At 67.2% G+C, this 16,293-nt stretch carries 12 protein-coding genes; 9 read left to right on the top strand and 3 right to left on the bottom strand.

Features of this window, described 5'->3' with window-relative positions; genetic code table 11:
• Nucleotides 1-106: 106 nt before the first annotated feature.
• Nucleotides 107-280 (bottom strand): 50S ribosomal protein L32, encoded by a 174-nt coding sequence (gene rpmF / locus SKC41_RS12765; RefSeq protein ID WP_066821168.1) that lies wholly within the window; start codon nucleotides 278-280, stop codon nucleotides 107-109.
• 248 nt (nucleotides 281-528) lie between these two features.
• Between rpmF and SKC41_RS12760 the strand changes: the two genes are divergently transcribed.
• From SKC41_RS12760 to SKC41_RS12720, 9 genes are all read left to right on the top strand, one after another.
• On the top strand, nucleotides 529-2,259 hold the full coding sequence (locus SKC41_RS12760; protein ID WP_330977914.1) for an acyclic terpene utilization AtuA family protein: 1,731 nt from the start codon (nucleotides 529-531) through the stop codon (nucleotides 2,257-2,259).
• The gene (locus SKC41_RS12755; protein ID WP_330977913.1) at nucleotides 2,256-3,404 is read left to right on the top strand and encodes an acyl-CoA dehydrogenase family protein; all 1,149 of its coding nucleotides are present in this window, start codon (nucleotides 2,256-2,258) and stop codon (nucleotides 3,402-3,404) included. The genes SKC41_RS12760 and SKC41_RS12755 overlap by 4 nt, the downstream gene beginning before the upstream one ends.
• A gap of 55 nt (nucleotides 3,405-3,459) precedes the next feature.
• Nucleotides 3,460-5,049, top strand: a complete 1,590-nt coding sequence (locus SKC41_RS12750) for an acyl-CoA carboxylase subunit beta (protein ID WP_330978865.1) — start codon at nucleotides 3,460-3,462, stop codon at nucleotides 5,047-5,049.
• A gap of 5 nt (nucleotides 5,050-5,054) precedes the next feature.
• Nucleotides 5,055-7,070, top strand: coding sequence for an acetyl/propionyl/methylcrotonyl-CoA carboxylase subunit alpha (locus SKC41_RS12745; RefSeq protein WP_330977912.1), 2,016 nt, complete (start codon nucleotides 5,055-5,057; stop codon nucleotides 7,068-7,070).
• The gene (locus SKC41_RS12740) at nucleotides 7,071-8,237 is read left to right on the top strand and encodes an acyl-CoA dehydrogenase family protein (RefSeq protein ID WP_330977911.1); all 1,167 of its coding nucleotides are present in this window, start codon (nucleotides 7,071-7,073) and stop codon (nucleotides 8,235-8,237) included.
• Nucleotides 8,237-9,034: an enoyl-CoA hydratase family protein gene (locus SKC41_RS12735; protein WP_330977910.1), complete on the top strand. Its 798-nt coding sequence runs from the start codon at nucleotides 8,237-8,239 to the stop codon at nucleotides 9,032-9,034. The genes SKC41_RS12740 and SKC41_RS12735 overlap by 1 nt, the downstream gene beginning before the upstream one ends.
• 74 nt (nucleotides 9,035-9,108) lie before the next feature.
• Nucleotides 9,109-9,711, top strand: a complete 603-nt coding sequence (locus SKC41_RS12730; RefSeq protein WP_330977909.1) for a DUF1707 SHOCT-like domain-containing protein — start codon at nucleotides 9,109-9,111, stop codon at nucleotides 9,709-9,711.
• A gap of 359 nt (nucleotides 9,712-10,070) precedes the next feature.
• The gene (locus SKC41_RS12725; protein ID WP_330977908.1) at nucleotides 10,071-11,549 is read left to right on the top strand and encodes a condensation domain-containing protein; all 1,479 of its coding nucleotides are present in this window, start codon (nucleotides 10,071-10,073) and stop codon (nucleotides 11,547-11,549) included.
• Between the two features lie 3 nt (nucleotides 11,550-11,552).
• Nucleotides 11,553-12,929, top strand: a complete 1,377-nt coding sequence (locus tag SKC41_RS12720) for a hypothetical protein (RefSeq protein WP_330977907.1) — start codon at nucleotides 11,553-11,555, stop codon at nucleotides 12,927-12,929.
• On the opposite strand, the gene SKC41_RS12715 is transcribed toward SKC41_RS12720, so the two are convergent.
• Nucleotides 12,906-14,900: a vWA domain-containing protein gene (locus tag SKC41_RS12715; protein ID WP_330977906.1), complete on the bottom strand. Its 1,995-nt coding sequence runs from the start codon at nucleotides 14,898-14,900 to the stop codon at nucleotides 12,906-12,908. The two genes, SKC41_RS12720 and SKC41_RS12715, sit on opposite strands and share 24 nt — an antisense overlap.
• Entirely contained in the window at nucleotides 14,893-16,278 is a 1,386-nt protein-coding gene (locus SKC41_RS12710; protein WP_330977905.1) for an ATP-binding protein, read from the bottom strand. The genes SKC41_RS12715 and SKC41_RS12710 overlap by 8 nt, the downstream gene beginning before the upstream one ends.
• Nucleotides 16,279-16,293: the final 15 nt, after the last annotated feature.

Genomic DNA, 16,293 nt, shown 5'->3' with positions numbered 1-16,293 from the left:
TCCTAGGGCCTGAGAGCGGCCTGAGAGGCGCGCCGGGTATTTGCCGAGATGTGTGCCCGACGACGATGCGGGCCAGCAGGGCCCGTTGAGGAGTTGGGCAATCCAGCTAGCGTCGGTCGAGATCGATCAGGCCCAGGCGAGCCGCCTTGAGCAGTCGACGCGGCACCTTGTGCTTCTGCCCGGCCACGGTCACACCGACGAGCTCGGTCTTTTCGGCCTTCCACTGCGAGCGGCGGCTACGGGTGTTCGAGCGCGACATTCTGCGCTTGGGTACGGCCATGGTCGGGCCTTCTCCTCGATTTGGGTTTCGGGTCGGTGCGTCGCGCGGCATGACCGCTGGGGCCGACGGCGACGATTGCCCTAAAGAATAGTCGGTGACCTGCTGGTGGCCAAAACGGGCGGCGCGGCCTGCGGGACTATGACACCGGCGCCGAGGCAGGCATCCTTGACGTGACACCGGCGGTACCCGCTAACCTACCGGGTGGTTGGTTGGTTGGAGCACCGGTAATTCCCGAATGGAGGACGCCAATGGCCTCTGGTTCTGGCGGGTCCGGTGCTGTCCGGATCGCGAACTGCTCGGGGTTCTACGGCGACCGGCTGGCGGCCATGCGCGAGATGCTGACCGGCGGCTCAGGCGATCCTGTCGACTACCTGACCGGCGATTACCTGGCCGAGCTCACCATGCTGATCCTGGGCCGCGACCGGATGAAACACTCCGAGCGCGGCTACGCCAAGACCTTCCTGACTCAGCTCGAGGACTGCCTGGGCGAAGCCCGTGACCGCGGGGTGCGCATCGTCGCCAACGCCGGTGGCCTCAACCCCGCCGGACTGGCCGACGCGATACGCGCCCTGGCGCAGCGGCTGGGCATCCCCGCCCGGGTCGCCCACGTCGAGGGCGACGACCTGGCGCCCCGCGCGGCCGAACTCGGGCTGGGCACGCCGCTGACCGCGAACGCTTACCTGGGCGCATGGGGCATCGTCGACTGCCTGACCGACGGCGCCGACATCGTCGTCACCGGCCGGGTCACCGACGCCTCGGTGATCGTCGGCGCGGCGGCCGCGCACTTCGGCTGGGGCCGCACCGACTACAACGAACTCGCCGGCGCGGTGGTCGCCGGACACGTCATCGAATGCGGCGTGCAGGCCACCGGCGGCAACTACGCGTTCTTCACCGAAATTCTGGAGTCCTCCGGCCTCGTCTACGCCGGCTTCCCGCTGGCCGAGGTGTACGCCGACGGATCCTCGGTGATCACCAAGCACCCCGGCACCGGCGGGGTGGTCAGCGTCGACACCGTCACCGCGCAGCTGCTCTACGAGATCACCGGCGCCCGCTACGCCAACCCGGACGTCACGGCGCGGATGGACTCCGTCGAGCTCGCTGACGATGGTCCGGACCGGGTCAGCATCACCGGTGTGGTCGGTGAGCCGCCGCCGCCCACGTACAAGGTGTCGCTGAACAGCATCGGCGGATTCCGCAACGCGATGACCTTCGTGTTGACCGGGCTGGACATCGAGGCCAAGGCCGAGCTGGTGCGCCGCCAACTCGAGGCCGGGCTCACCGTCAAGCCCGCCGAGCTGGAGTGGACGCTGGCGCGCACCGATCACCCCGATGCCGACACCGAGGAAGCCGCCAGTGCGCTGCTGCACTGCGTGGTCCGCGACCCCGACCCCGCCAATGTCGGACGCCAATTCTCCTCGGCGGCGGTCGAATTAGCGCTCGCCAGCTACCCGGGCTTCCACGTCACCGCCCCGCCGGGCGAGGGCCAGGTCTACGGCGTCTTCAACGCGGGTTATGTCGACGCCACCCTCGTACCGCACATCGCGGTGCACACCGACGGTACGCGCGTCGATATCCCCTGTGCCACCGATACTTTGGAGTTGGCGGCCGCCGCTGCGCCGGCGTTGCCGCAACCTCTGCCCGACGGTCCGACCCGACGCGCGCCGTTGGGTCGCATCGCCGGTGCCCGCAGCGGCGACAAGGGCGGCTCGGCCAACGTCGGAGTCTGGGTGCGCACCGGCGACCAATGGCGTTGGCTGGCAAACACATTGACGGTCGACCTGCTCAAGGAGCTGCTGCCCGAGGCGGCGGACTGCGACGTCACCCGTCATGTACTGCCCAACCTGCGCGCGGTGAACTTCGTGATCGAGGGCATCCTCGGTCAGGGCGTCGCCTACCAAGCGCGGTTCGATCCCCAGGCCAAGGGGCTGGGCGAATGGCTGCGCAGCCGTCACGTCGACATCCCGGAAAGCCTGCTATGAGCATTTGGACCACCCCGGAGCGCGAACAGCTGCGAAAGACGGTGCGCGCGTTCACCGAACGCGAGATCCTGCCGCACGTCGACGAGTGGGAACGCACCGGCGATCTGCCGCGCGACTTGCACCGGCGCGCCGGGGCGGCCGGACTGCTGGGCGCGGGACTGCCCGAAGCGGTCGGCGGCGGTGGCGGCGACGGCGCCGACGCGGTGCTGATCTGCGAGGAGTTCCACCAGGCCGGCGGCCCGGGCGGCGTCTTCGCCTCGCTGTTCACCTGTGGCATCGCGGTGCCGCACATGATCGCCTCGGGTGATCAGCGGCTGATCGAGGAGTTCGTCCGGCCGACGTTGGCCGGCGAGAAGATCGGATCGCTGGCCATCACCGAACCCGGCGGCGGTTCGGACGTCGGGCATTTGCGCACCAGCGCGGTCCGTGACGGCGACCACTACGTGGTCAACGGCGCCAAGACCTACATCACCTCCGGGGTGCGCGCCGACTATGTCGTCACGGCGGTGCGCACCGGAGGACCTGGCGCAGCGGGGGTTTCGCTGCTGGTTGTCGAGAAGGGCACACCGGGCTTCGAGGTGAGCCGCAAGCTGGACAAGATGGGCTGGCGGTCGTCTGACACCGCCGAGCTGTCCTACGTCGACGCCCGGGTGCCCGTCGCCAACCTGGTCGGCGCCGAGAACAGCGGCTTCGCCCAGATCGCGCAGGCGTTCGTCTCCGAGCGGATCGGCCTTGCCGCACAAGCGTATTCGAGTGCGCAGCGGTGCCTGGACATCACCGTGCAGTGGTGCCGTGACCGCGAGACCTTCGGTCGCCCACTGATTTCGCGCCAGTCGGTGCAGAACACCCTGGCCGAGATGGCCCGGCGCATCGACGTCGCCCGCGTCTATTCGCGCAATGTGGTGGAACGCCAGCTCGCCGGCGAGACGAACCTGATCCCGCAGGTGTGCTTCGCCAAGAACACGGCCGTCGAGGCCGGCGAATGGGTGGCCAACCAAGCCGTTCAGCTGTTCGGCGGGATGGGCTACATGGCCGAATCCGAAGTCGAACGCCAATATCGGGACATGCGAATCCTGGGCATTGGCGGCGGTACCACCGAAATCCTGACCGCACTGTCCGCCAAACTGCTTGGATTCCAATCATGATTGCACCGCCTTCTTCTCATCGCTCCGCTCTGCATCGTCGGCGGTGGTCATGACCGTGCTGCAGTCCACCCTCGACCCCAAGGCGTCCACCTACGCCGACGCGGCCGAAACCATGATCGCCAAGCTCGCCGAGATCGACGTCGAGCACGGCAAGGCGTTGGCCGGTGGCGGAGAAAAGTACACCGAGCGCCACCACGCCCGCGGCAAGTTCACCGCCCGCGAACGCATCGAACTACTGCTGGACCCGGATTCGCCGTTCCTGGAGCTGAGCCCGCTGGCCGCCTACGGCAGTTCCTTCACCCTCGGGGCGAGCGCGGTGGTGGGCATCGGCGCCGTCGAGGGCGTGGAGTGCCTGATCGTCGCCAACGACCCGACCGTCAAGGGCGGCACCAGCAACCCCTGGACGCTGAAGAAGATCCTGCGGGCCAACCAGATTGCGCGGGAGAACCGGCTGCCGGTGATCTCGCTGGTCGAGTCCGGCGGCGCGGACCTGCCCACCCAAAAAGAGATCTTCGTCCCCGGCGGGCAGATGTTCCGCGATCTGACCCGGCTCTCGGCGGCCGGCATTCCGACCATCGCGCTCGTCTTCGGGAACTCCACCGCCGGCGGTGCCTACATCCCCGGCATGTCCGATCACGTCGTGATGATCAAGGAACGCTCGAAGGTGTTCCTGGCCGGTCCTCCGCTGGTGAAGATGGCCACCGGCGAAGAGTCCGACGACGAGTCCCTCGGCGGCGCCGAAATGCACGCCCGCACTTCGGGTCTGGCCGACTACTTCGCCGTCGACGAACTCGACGCGATCCGCATCGGTCGCCGTGTGGTGGCCCGGCTGAACTGGCGCAAGCTCGGGCCGGTGCCGCGGCCCGTGACCGAGCCGCTGTTCGACGCCGAGGAGCTGATCGGCATCGTGTCGGCGGATCTGCGCATCCCGTTCGACCCGCGCGACGTGATTGCGCGCATCGTCGACGGCTCCGAATTCGACGAGTTCAAGCCGATGTACGGCTCGTCGCTGGTGACCGGCTGGGCGACGCTGTGCGGCTACCCGATCGGGATTCTGGCCAACCATCGCGGTGTGCTGTTCAGCGAGGAATCGCAGAAGGCCACCCAATTCATTCAGCTGGCCAACCGCTATGACACACCACTGTTGTTCTTGCACAACACCACCGGATACATGGTCGGCAAGGACTACGAAGAGGGCGGCATGATCAAACACGGGTCGATGATGATCAACGCCGTGTCCAACTCGACCGTCCCGCACATCTCGCTGCTGATCGGCGCGTCCTACGGCGCGGGCCACTACGGCATGTGCGGGCGGGCGTATGACCCCCGCTTCCTGTTCGCCTGGCCCAGCGCCAAATCCGCGGTGATGGGCGGTGTCCAGCTGGCCGGCGTGCTGTCGATCGTGGCCCGCGCGGCCGCCGAAGCCCGCGGCCAGCAGGTCGACGAGGACGCTGACGCCGCGATGCGGGCCGCCGTCGAGGGCCAGATCGAGGCCGAGTCGCTGCCGATGGTCTTGTCCGGGATGCTCTACGACGACGGGGTCATCGATCCCCGCGATACCCGCACGGTCCTGGGAATGTGTCTGTCCGCCATCGCGAATGGCCCGATCAAGGGGACGTCGAACTTCGGCGTCTTCCGGATGTGAGCCGCATGGGAATCACTCGGGTACTCGTTGCCAACCGCGCCGAGATCGCCCGCCGGGTCTTCGCCACCTGCCGGCGACTCGGCCTGGGCACCGTAGCGGTCTACACCGAACCGGACGCCGAGGCGCCGCACGTCGCCGAGGCCGACGCCCGGGTGCGGCTGGCGAAGACCAATGACTACTTGAATGCCGAGGCCATCATCGCCGCCGCCCGGGCCGCGGGTGCGGACGCCATACATCCCGGCTACGGGTTCCTTTCGGAGAACGCCGACTTCGCGGCCGCTGTCGCGGACGCGGGCCTGATCTGGGTCGGGCCGCCGGTGGACGCGGTGCGGGCGATGGGCTCCAAGATCGAGTCCAAGAAGCTGATGTCGGCGGCCGGGGTGCCCGTGCTCGACGAACTCGACCCCGATTCGGTCACGCAGGCGCAGTTGCCGGTGCTGGTCAAGGCTTCTGCGGGAGGCGGCGGCCGCGGCATGCGGGTGGTCCGCGAGTTGTCCGCTCTGGCAGGCGAAGTCGCCGCGGCCCAGCGCGAAGCGCAGTCCGCCTTCGGCGATCCGACCGTATTCTGCGAGCGCTACCTGCCGACCGGCCGTCATGTGGAGGTTCAGATCCTCGCCGATAATCACGGCACGGTGTGGGCGCTCGGAGAGCGGGAATGCTCGATTCAGCGACGTCACCAGAAGATCATCGAAGAGGCCCCGTCGCCGTTGGTGGAACGCATTCCGGGCATGCGCGCCAAGCTTTTCGACGCCGCCCGGCTGGCCGCCAGCGCCATCGGCTACGCCGGGGCGGGGACGGTGGAGTTCCTCGCCGACCCAGACTCTCAAGACGGTGAGTTCTTCTTCCTGGAGATGAACACCAGGCTGCAGGTCGAGCACCCGGTCACCGAAGAGACCACCGGGCTCGACCTCGTCGAACTGCAGCTCGCGGTGGCCGACGGCGACCGCCTCGATGTCGAACCCCCTGCCGCCCACGGTCATTCGATCGAAGCGCGGCTGTATGCCGAAGATCCCGCGCGCGGCTGGCAGCCGCAAGCCGGCCTGGTGCACACCTTCGACGTGCCCGGTACCCGGGCGCAATTCGCCTCGCTGGGGCAGCGCACCGGAATCCGGCTGGACTCCGGCATCGTCGACGGATCGGTGGTGTCGATCCACTACGACCCGATGCTGGCGAAGGTCATCTCGTATGCGCCGACCCGCCGGCAAGCAGCGCTGGTGCTGGCCGACACGTTGGCCCGGACACGACTGCACGGGCTGCGCACCAACCGCGAGCTGTTGGTGAACGTCTTGCGGCATCAGGCGTTCCTCGACGGTGCGACCGACACCGCATTTTTCGACAGGCACGGCTTGGCGCAGCTGTCGGCACCGCTGAGCGACGAAGGCGTGGTGCGTTTGTCGGCAATCGCCGCGGCACTGGCCGACGCCGCGCACAATCGCGCATGCGCCGCGGTGTTCGGCTCGCTGCCCAGTGGCTGGCGCAACCTCACCTCGGGCTATCAGGTCAAGACGTACACAGACGACGAGGACAACGAGCACCGGATCGAATACCGGTTCACCAGACCCGGATTGGTGCTTGCCGGAGACGAGGCGGTGCACCTGGTCTCGTCGGCACCCGACGAGGTGGTGCTGGCCGACGCCAGCGGCGTGGCGTGCCGCTTCGTGGTTGCGCGCTACGGCCACGACGTCTACGTCGACTCGGCGCGCGGGCCGGTTCATCTCAACGCGGTACCCCGGTTCCCCGAGCCGGGATCGTCGGTCGCCAAGGGATCGCTGGTGGCACCCATGCCCGGCAACGTCATCCGGCTCGGTGCACAGGTGGGTGACAGCGTCACGACCGGCCAGCCGCTGATCTGGCTGGAAGCGATGAAGATGGAGCACACCATTACCGCGCCGTCCGACGGCGTACTCAGCTCGCTCAACGTCACGACCGGCCAGCAAGTCGAAGTCGGCGCCGTCCTGGCAATAGTTGAAGCGCCCGGCGACACCCTGCCAGAAAATGGCCAAGCAAAAGGAGATTCGTAAATGACGGATACCAGCTTCATCGAAAGCGAGGAGCGCCAGGCGCTGCGCAAGTCGGTGGCCGCCTGGGCGTCCAACTACGGCAGCGAGTACTACCTGAAAAAGGCGCGCGCACACGAGCACACCGATGAATTGTGGTCCGAAGCAGGCAAACTCGGCTTCCTCGGCGTGAACCTGCCAGAGGAGTACGGTGGCGGCGGCGCCGGAATGTACGAGCTGTCATTGGTCATGGAGGAAATGGCCGCCGCGGGCAGCGCACTGCTGCTGATGGTGGTCTCGCCGGCGATCAACGGCACCATCATCAGCAAGTTCGGGACGGAAGAGCAGAAGAAACGCTGGATTCCGTCCATTGCCGACGGCACGCTGACGATGGCGTTCGCGATCACCGAGCCCGACGCCGGGTCGAACTCGCACAAGATCACCACCACCGCGCGCCGCGACGGCGGCGACTGGATTCTCAAGGGCCAGAAGGTCTACATCTCCGGCGTCGATCAGGCGCAGGCCGTGCTGGTGGTGGCACGCTCCGAGGAAGCCAAGACCGGCAAGCTACGTCCGGCGTTGTTCGTGGTGCCTACCGACGCACCCGGCTTCAGCTACACCCCGATCGAGATGGAGCTGATCAGCCCCGAGCGCCAATTTCAGGTCTTCCTGGACGACGTCAGGCTGCCCGCCGATGCACTCGTCGGGGCCGAAGACGCCGCGATCGCACAGCTTTTCGCGGGCCTGAACCCCGAGCGGATCATGGGCGCGGCGAGCTCGGTGGGCATGGGCCGCTTCGCGCTGGAGAAGGCTTCCGACTACGTCAAGACCCGCCAGGTGTGGGGAACCCCGATCGGCGCGCACCAGGGTCTGTCACACCCGTTGGCGCAGTGCCACATTGAGGTCCAGCTCGCCAAACTGATGATGCAGAAGGCCGCGACGCTCTACGACGCCGGTGACGACTTCGGTGCGGCCGAGGCCGCCAACATGGCGAAATACGCTGCGGCCGAGGCTGCTACCCGTTCGGTGGATCAGGCCGTGCAGTCGATGGGCGGCAACGGTCTGACCAAGGAGTACGGCGTCGCCGCGATGCTCACCTCGGCCCGGCTGGGGCGGATCGCGCCGGTCAGCCGCGAGATGGTGTTGAACTTCGTCGCGCAGACCTCCCTGGGCCTGCCCCGAAGCTACTGATGGACACCCTCGTCGAATACGCCGTCGCGGGACCGTTGGCTCGGCTGACGCTGAACTCACCGCACAACCGCAACGCGCTATCGACCACTCTGGTCAGCCAATTGCACCAGGGCCTGCGCGACGCGGCAGCGGATCCGGCGGTGCGGGTGGTGGTGCTCGGGCACACCGGCGGCACGTTCTGCGCCGGCGCGGACCTCGGCGAGGCGGGTGCCGGCAACCCGTTCGACATGGCCGCGGCGCGCGCCAAGGAGATGACCGCATTACTGCGCGCCATCGTCTCCTCGCCGCTGCCGGTCATCGCCGCGGTCGACGGTCATGTGCGTGCGGGTGGATTCGGTTTGGTCGGTGCCTGCGACATCGCCGTGGCGGGACCGCGCAGTACCTTCGCGCTGACCGAGGCGCGCATCGGTGTGGCCCCGTCGATCATCTCGCTGACGCTGCTGCCGAAGCTGTCCCCGCGGGCGGCCGCGCGTTACTACCTCACCGGCCAGACTTTCGATGCCGCCGCGGCGGCGGAGATCGGACTGGTCACTATCGCAGCCGACGATGTCGAGGCCGCGGTGGCCGAACTCGTCGCCGATATCGGCCGCGGATCACCCCAGGGCCTGGCCGCGTCAAAGGCGCTCACGACGGCCGCGGTGCTCGAAGGATTCGACCGCGACGCGCAGCGGCTCACCGAGGAGTCCGCCCGGCTGTTCGTCTCCGACGAAGCCCGCGAAGGCATGCTCGCATTCCTGCAGAAACGTCCACCCAGTTGGGCCCCGCCAGCCGCCACCGACGACGCCGACCGCAATTAGGCATGCCCAGGAGGATGGTTGCGATTTAGCCAACCCTCTTGCAGCAATAGATGGACGTCGTACGCTCGTGGATGATGAGCGATTCAGCGCAGCACGATGCGAAGGACGGGCGCGAGGAATTCTCGCGTGCGGCCGATACCGATCGCATACAAATTGCGCAATTACTCGCCTATGCGGCCGAGCAGGGTCGCCTGCAGCTCAAGGACTACGAAGAGCGTCTGACCAGGGCATATGCGGCGACGACCTACGAAGAATTGGATCAGCTCCGGGAGGATCTACCGGGCGCACCGATAAGCCCACGCCGCGGCGGAAAGCAGAATCCGGCGCCCTCCACCCTGCTGCTCGCCCTGCTGAGTGGATTCGAGCGGCGCGGGCGCTGGAACGTCCCGAAGAAGTTGACCACGTTCACGCTGTGGGGCAGCGGGGTGGTTGATCTGCGCTACGCCGACTTCACGTCGACCGAGGTCGATATCCACGTGGTCTCGATCATGGGTGCGCAGAACATCCTGTTGCCGCCGGAGGTCAATGTCGAGATCCACGGCCGCGGGGTAATGGGCGGCTTCGACCGCGATATCGTCGGCCAAGGGACGCCGGGCGCGCCGAAGGTGAATATCCACGGCTTCTCGCTATGGGGCGGTGTGGGCATTAAGCGCAAAGCCCGCCGACCCCACGGGTAAATCAACGCACGCATACCGGTCGGCCACAGCGCACCCAGCTACGTCCGCGAGTGCGCGTATGCCCACCGCTGGACCGGCTGGGGCGTTAAGGCTACTGGCACCGTTCTGAAAATGCGTGGGATTGCGTATCTTCGCAAAACCACGAAAACGTGACGCCCGTCGACTAGCGTCCAGAACAGCGGCTCAGGGGGTGCAAGCGACGCCACAGGGTTGGGCCCCGACATATCGGGGAAGCGCGTCGCAAGAATTCCAGCGCGAAGGGTGTATTAAGGCTGGGCGAAAAACGCTGTGCCAACCGCATTTCCGCCCCTCCCGTGCCGTCCACGAAATGTCGGCATTACGCACAGCGAGGCTGAAAAATGGTCGCACTGGGGAACATCAACGAATGGCAACCGCCGCATGGTCCGCTGACTATGTGGACCGCCGTACCGACTGCGCATGAGGCGGCCCGCACCGCCCCGCGAAGCGGTCTTGGGCCGAGTTACCAGCAGGCCCAACACCTCTGGGCCGCGTTCCACGGCAAGGCCATGGACAGACAGCTACCCCGGCTGATGGTCGTGGCGTGGGACATCGCGGGTACGTGCGACATTGCGGTCATGACGACGGCGGTCAACTCCCACGTCCGTCGGCACGACACCTACCACAACTGGTTCGAATTCGACGACGGCGTGATCGTGCGCCGCCCCATCGAGGACCCGGAAGCCATCGATTTGGTGCCCGTGTCGTGGGGACATATGACCCCCGACCAGGTGCGCACCCATGTCCTGACGGCGACCCGCGGAACGCTCGAATGGGGTTGCTTCAACTTCGGCATTGTCCAGCACACCGACTACTTCACCTTCTATGCCAGCGTCGACCATCTGCACATCGACGGCCTGTCCGCCGGGGTCATCTTCTTCGACATCCACCTGACCTACCTTGAAATGTCGCAGGGCGCGGCGCACCAGCCCGCGACGCCTCCCCAGCTCAGAAGCTACCGCGACTACACCACGCGGCAGCGCGAGAAGGTTGCGGACCTGACCCTGGAGTCGCCGGAGATCAAGGACTGGATCACGTTCGCACGCGACGCCGATGGTAACTGGCCGAGTTTCCCGCTGCCGCTGGGCGACACCTGGGCCAGCACCGCCGGCGACTTGGTGACCGTCGAATTGCTGGATGCCGCTGGAACGGAGGCGTTCGATGTCGCCTGCATCGCGGCCGGCGCCCGGTTCCTCGGCGGCGTTCTGGCGTGTACCGCGTTGGCCGAATATATCTTGACCGGCAACGAGATTCATCGCGGGTTCACCGCAAGGGACACCCGGACACAGGGCATCGACACGATGACGGTGGGGTGGTTCGCAAGCATGGTTCCGATCGTCGTGCCGACCGCCGGCGGCTCGTTCCCCGAGGCGGCCCGGGCCGCCCAGAAGTCGTTCGATGCTGCCAAAGATCTTGCTCATGTGCCGGTCGAGCGGGTCTTGGAGCTCGCGACACCGGATGAACTGGGCATCAAGCTGCCGTCGCAGCTGCCGATGATGCTGTCCTTCCTCGACTTTCGTAAGATTCCTCTGGCCGGGTTGTGGGCGGAGACCAACTTTGGTACCTACGGCGACAGCCTGTCCCATGGCGGAATCAACGTCTGGATCAACCGGCACGCCGAGCGAACTACGGTCACGATGTCGTTCCCGGACAACGAGATAGCCAGGGAGTCGGTGCATCAGTACATCGCGACCTTGAATCGGATTTTCGCCCGCATCGCGGGCAAGGCCCTTGAGCAGTCGAGCATCGTTGCGGCTGAAGTTAATTCGGATGGCCTGTATGCCCTTTCGCCGACGGAAGACGACGGCGAGGCGGCTTAGAATATGAGCAATGTGCTGGACTTGGCCGACCAGACGCTCTTTCTCGGCGAGCGGGCCACCGCGACCACCAGTGTGTTGCAGTGTATCTGGGTGTACGACCACGCCATCGACGTCGACGGGCTGCGGCGCTTCCACCAGCATCTAGGCCGGGGTCGGCTGTCGCGCCGGATCGAACGGTCGCCCTTGCCGTTCGGCCGGCACCGCTGGGTGTCGCCGGGCGACCGTCCCAGCCTCGAGATCGCCACCACCGCCCGGCCGCGTGACGAGATCGACGCGTGGCTCGAGACGCAGGCGAGCTACCGGCCCGACGCCGAACACGGACCCGGCTGGCACCTGGCCATGCTGCCGCTGACCGACGGTGGTGCGGTAGTGAGTTTCGTTGTCACACACTGCCTCACCGACGGCGTCGGGCTCTGCGAGGCGTTGGCCAACGCGGCATCCGGGCGCGACGACGCGATCACCTGGCCGGCCGCGGCGTCGCGGCGACGGTGGCAGGCGCTGCGCCAGGATGCACGCCAAACCGCTTGCGATACAGCGGATATGGGCCGTGCCGTCGTCGCCGCCGTGCGGATGGCCCGGCAAGCCGGCGACGGATCGCCGGCCCCGTCATCCAAAAAGCGTCCCGCTCCGCCCAGCGGAGGGGACCAAAGCATCTCGTTGCCCATGGCGATGCTCTTCTTCGACGCCGACGAGTGGGACGCCCGCGCAAAGGCGCTCGGCGGAACCAGCAACGCGCTCCTCGCCGGCTTGGCCACCTATCTCGCCCAGCGCGTGGGCCGGGTCGCGGCGGACGGCTCGGTCAACGTCGGGATGCCGCTCAACGAGCGCGCTGTGGGCGATACGCGGGCCAACGCGGTGATCAACGTCGACGTCACGGTCAGACCGGCGACCGCGGCGACGGGTCTGGGCGAGATCCGCGCCGCGATCAAGCAATCGCTGATCCGCAGTCAGGAGCTGCCCGACGAGCGCTGGGCGTTGCTGCCGCTGATCCCCCTGATACCAAAGCCCGTCTTCCGGCGGCTGATCAGCGTGGTCACCGGCGGCGCCACCACGGTCGTGTCGTCCAACCTCGGCGCGATCAACCCGGCGGCCAACCGGCCGGACGGCACCGACGCCGACTACTTCGCGATGAAGTCGGTGTACCCGGGCGTCACCGCCGCAACGATGTACAAAACGAACGGCGCGCTGGCGTTGTTGTCGGGGCGAGTGCATGGACAGGTGTTCGTCTCGTTCCTCGCCTATGAGCTGGGCCGCCACAACTCGAACGACGATCTCAGAGAGCACATTTCGAGCGCGTTGAGCGAATTCTCGCTGACCGCCACGGCGGGCTGGCACACCGCCCGCGCGACAACCGCGCTAGCGGCGGCGCCGAGCCCGTAGATAATCGCCGACCACCGCGGCACCCAGGCCGTCGAGATCGGGCACCACGACGCGTCCCTCGACCCGTCGCGCGACCTGGTCGATGAATCGCGCCAGACCGGGGTCACTGCCCAGCCGGAAGATGGTGATCTGCGCGCCCAACCGCGCCATGTCGTCGAAGCCGCGCACGGTGTGCGCGATGGTCCGCGGGTGTGGCGGGTAGTCAAAAAACACCGACGACCCGTCGCCGTCGACATCCTCGAGGTGTGCGGTCGGCTCGCCGTCGGTCACCACCAGCACCACGGGTTGCGCATTGGGATGGCGCCGCAGATGACGGCCCGCCAGCGCCAACGCGTGATGCAGGTTGGTGCCCTGCTCGTAGACCCCCTCCAGGCCGGTGAGCTCGGCGGCCGTCACGGTTCGGGCGTATCGGCCAAAGGCGATGATCTGCAAGGCATCCGAGCGAAACCGGGTAGTCACCAGGTGGTTGAGCGCGAGCGCCGTCTGCTTCATCGGCAACCAGCGATTCTCCATCACCATCGAAAACGAGGTGTCGACCAGCAGCGCCACCGCGGCCTGGGTGCGCGTCTCGGTCTCGGACACCTCGACGTCGTCGACGGTGATCTTCAGCACCGGGTTCGCGCTGTCCAGCGTCGCGGTCCCGGCCTGCCGCAGCACCGCGTTGGTCAGCGTGCGGGGAATGTTCCACGGCTCGGTGTCACCGAACTGCCACGGCCGGGTCGCGCCGGTCAGCTCGCCAGCCGCCCCGGCGCGCCGCAGCTCACGGTCGCCTCGACGGCTCGAAAGCTGTTGTGCCACATCGCGTAACGCGGTCTCACCGAGCCTGCGCATGGCCTTGGGCGACAACCGCCACTGGCCGTCGGAGCCACGGTCCAAAAAGCCCTGATTGACCAGCGCCCGTTCCAGCTCCGACAGCGTCCGCGCGTCGATCGCGGCCTGATCGCCGAGCTGGCGCGCCAGCGCGTCCAGATCGACGTCGTCCATCGTGGCGCCGGGATAGCTCTGCGAAAGCTGGTCGGCCAGCTGCTCCAGCTCGGCGACGTCGGCCAGAGCCTGGGCGCCTTCGCCCATGCCGAACGGGTTGTCGCCGGAGAACTGCTCCGAACCCATCCAGTCCTCGCCCGGCCGGGCGGCCTGCAGGTTCGCGTCGAGGCGGTTCAACGCGTTCATCAGCGACGGAGAGCCAAATGCCTGCTGCGCCAACGCATCCAGCTCGGCGCGCTGGTCGGGGCTGAGGCTGTTACGGAACCGTTGCGCCGCGGCGGCCCGCTTGGCCAGCGAGTCCATCAGCTCGTCGATGTTGCGCGGGTTCTCCGGGAAGAACTCCCCATGCTTGTCCATGAAGTCGTCGAAGTCCTGCTGGCTGTCTTCGCCGCGGTTGTGCTTGTCCAGCAGGTCGTTGAGGTCGTCCAGCATGTCGTTGACGCGCTGGCGATCCTCGTCGGTGGCACCCGCCAGCGCCTCCTTCATGCCCGCGAAGCGCTGATCCAGCATCTCGCGGCCCAGCAGATCCTTGATCTGGTCGTACTTTTCGCGAGCCTCAGAACTGCGCCAGTTGTACTCGGACAGTTCCTGGACCGCCTTGGCCGGCGAAGACGGCAGGGCGTCGAGCTGCAGCTCGCCGAAGCGGGCGTCGTCGTCGAGCGCGCGGGCCAATTCCTTACGCTCGGCCAGCACCGCCTCGTCGAGCAGTTTTTTGATATCTTGCAGTGTTCCGTCTAAGTTGTTGCGGCGCAACAGGTCCCGTCGGCGCCGATTCGCTTCTGCCGCCAACCGGTCGGCGCCGCGCATGTTCTCGGTACCACGGCGGAGCAGCTCGGACAGCGCCCGGCGCGGGGAGGTCCCGCCCATGACGTCCTGCCCGATCTGCTCGAGCGCCTCGCGCAGATCCACCGGCGGCGCCAACGGGTCCGGCCCGCCGGTGTACGCCGAGTAACGGGAGGAGTGCCCTGGCGAAATAGGCTTAGCCATAAACGGTTTGGCCCTCCCCGGATACCTTGTCGATTCTCTTGGCCAGATATAACGCTTCGAGCGCCAGTTCCAATGCCGCGGCCCGTTCGCCCTCGGATTCCGCATTCAGCCGGTCGGCGATCTCTTCCACGACGGGCAGGCCCGGAACGGCGGCCAGCACGTCCTTGGCGGAGATGCGCTCGCCGGTGGTCACCGCGGAACCGGCTTCCACCGCGGCGACCAACGGGCCGACGTCGATGCCGCCGAGCGCGCGCGACGCGGTGTCGGCGGTCGCACGACGCAACAGGTGCTCGAGCACCGCCTGTTCGCGGCCTTCCTCACCGGATTCGAATTCCAGCTTGCCGCGCAGCACGTCGATCACCGTGCCCAGGTCGACAACCCGTGCCACCGGGTCGGTCTCACCGAGCATGGCGCCACGGTGGCGGGCCGATGCCGCGACGGTTTCCGCCGCGGCGATGGCGAATCGCGCCGAGACGCCGGATCGCTGGTCCACCGAGTTGGACTCCCGCAGGTAGCGGGCGAACCGCGCGATCACCTGCGTCAGATAATCGGGCACCTGTGCGCTCAGGTGTGCTTCCTGAACGATGACGCCGACCTCGGCGTCCAGCTCCAGCGGGTAGTGGGTACGGATCTCGGCGCCGAACCGGTCTTTGAGCGGGGTGATGATGCGACCGCGGTTGGTGTAGTCCTCGGGGTTGGCGCTGGCGACCACCAACACGTCCAGCGGCAGGCGCAGCGTGTAGCCGCGGACCTGGATGTCGCGTTCCTCCATCACGTTGAGCATCGACACCTGAATGCGCTCGGCGAGGTCGGGCAGTTCGTTGACCGCGACGATGCCGCGGTGCGCACGCGGGATCAGCCCGTAGGCGATGGTTTCCGGGTCCCCGAGGCTGCGACCCTCGGCCACCTTGATCGGGTCGATGTCACCGACCAGGTCGGCGACGCTGGTGTCGGGGGTGGCCAGCTTCTCGGTGTAGCGCTCGCTGCGGTGTCGCCACTCGACCGGCAAGTCGTCGCCGAGGGTGGCGGCCCGGCGGATCGACTCCGGCGTGATCGGGGTGTAGGGGTGCTCACCGAGCTCCGCGCCCCCGATCACCGGCGTCCATTCGTCGAGCAGCCCGGTCAGCGCGCGCAGCAATCGAGTTTTGCCCTGGCCGCGCTCGCCGAGCAGAACGAAGTCGTGACCCGCGATCAACGCCCGCTCCAGCTGGGGCAATACGGTGTCCTCGAATCCCAGAATGCCCGGCCAGATGTCGTCACCCTCGGCCAAAGCGGTCAGTAGATTCTCGCGGATTTCCTGCTTGACTCCCCGCTCACGATGGCCGGCGGCACGTAGCTCGCCGACGGTTCGGGGCAAGTTGCTCGGTGATGTCACCACTCCACGCTACGTCGC

Origin of the sequence: Mycobacterium sp. 050128, assembly GCF_036409155.1 — a bacterium.
Lineage (GTDB): Bacteria > Actinomycetota > Actinomycetes > Mycobacteriales > Mycobacteriaceae > Mycobacterium.
Note: the sequence above shows the minus strand (reverse complement) of the source record. Positions and strands in the feature narration are given on the sequence as shown.

Coding starts and splice junctions, on each gene's coding strand:
- SKC41_RS12735 (WP_330977910.1), top strand. CDS start 8,237: ATGGACACCCTCGTCGAATACGCCGTCGCGGGACCGTTGGCTCGGCTG.
- SKC41_RS12755 (WP_330977913.1), top strand. CDS start 2,256: ATGAGCATTTGGACCACCCCGGAGCGCGAACAGCTGCGAAAGACGGTG.
- SKC41_RS12740 (WP_330977911.1), top strand. CDS start 7,071: ATGACGGATACCAGCTTCATCGAAAGCGAGGAGCGCCAGGCGCTGCGC.
- SKC41_RS12725 (WP_330977908.1), top strand. CDS start 10,071: ATGGTCGCACTGGGGAACATCAACGAATGGCAACCGCCGCATGGTCCG.
- SKC41_RS12720 (WP_330977907.1), top strand. CDS start 11,553: ATGAGCAATGTGCTGGACTTGGCCGACCAGACGCTCTTTCTCGGCGAG.
- SKC41_RS12730 (WP_330977909.1), top strand. CDS start 9,109: ATGAGCGATTCAGCGCAGCACGATGCGAAGGACGGGCGCGAGGAATTC.
- SKC41_RS12715 (WP_330977906.1), bottom strand. CDS start 14,900: ATGGCTAAGCCTATTTCGCCAGGGCACTCCTCCCGTTACTCGGCGTAC.
- rpmF (WP_066821168.1), bottom strand. CDS start 280: ATGGCCGTACCCAAGCGCAGAATGTCGCGCTCGAACACCCGTAGCCGC.
- SKC41_RS12760 (WP_330977914.1), top strand. CDS start 529: ATGGCCTCTGGTTCTGGCGGGTCCGGTGCTGTCCGGATCGCGAACTGC.
- SKC41_RS12745 (WP_330977912.1), top strand. CDS start 5,055: ATGGGAATCACTCGGGTACTCGTTGCCAACCGCGCCGAGATCGCCCGC.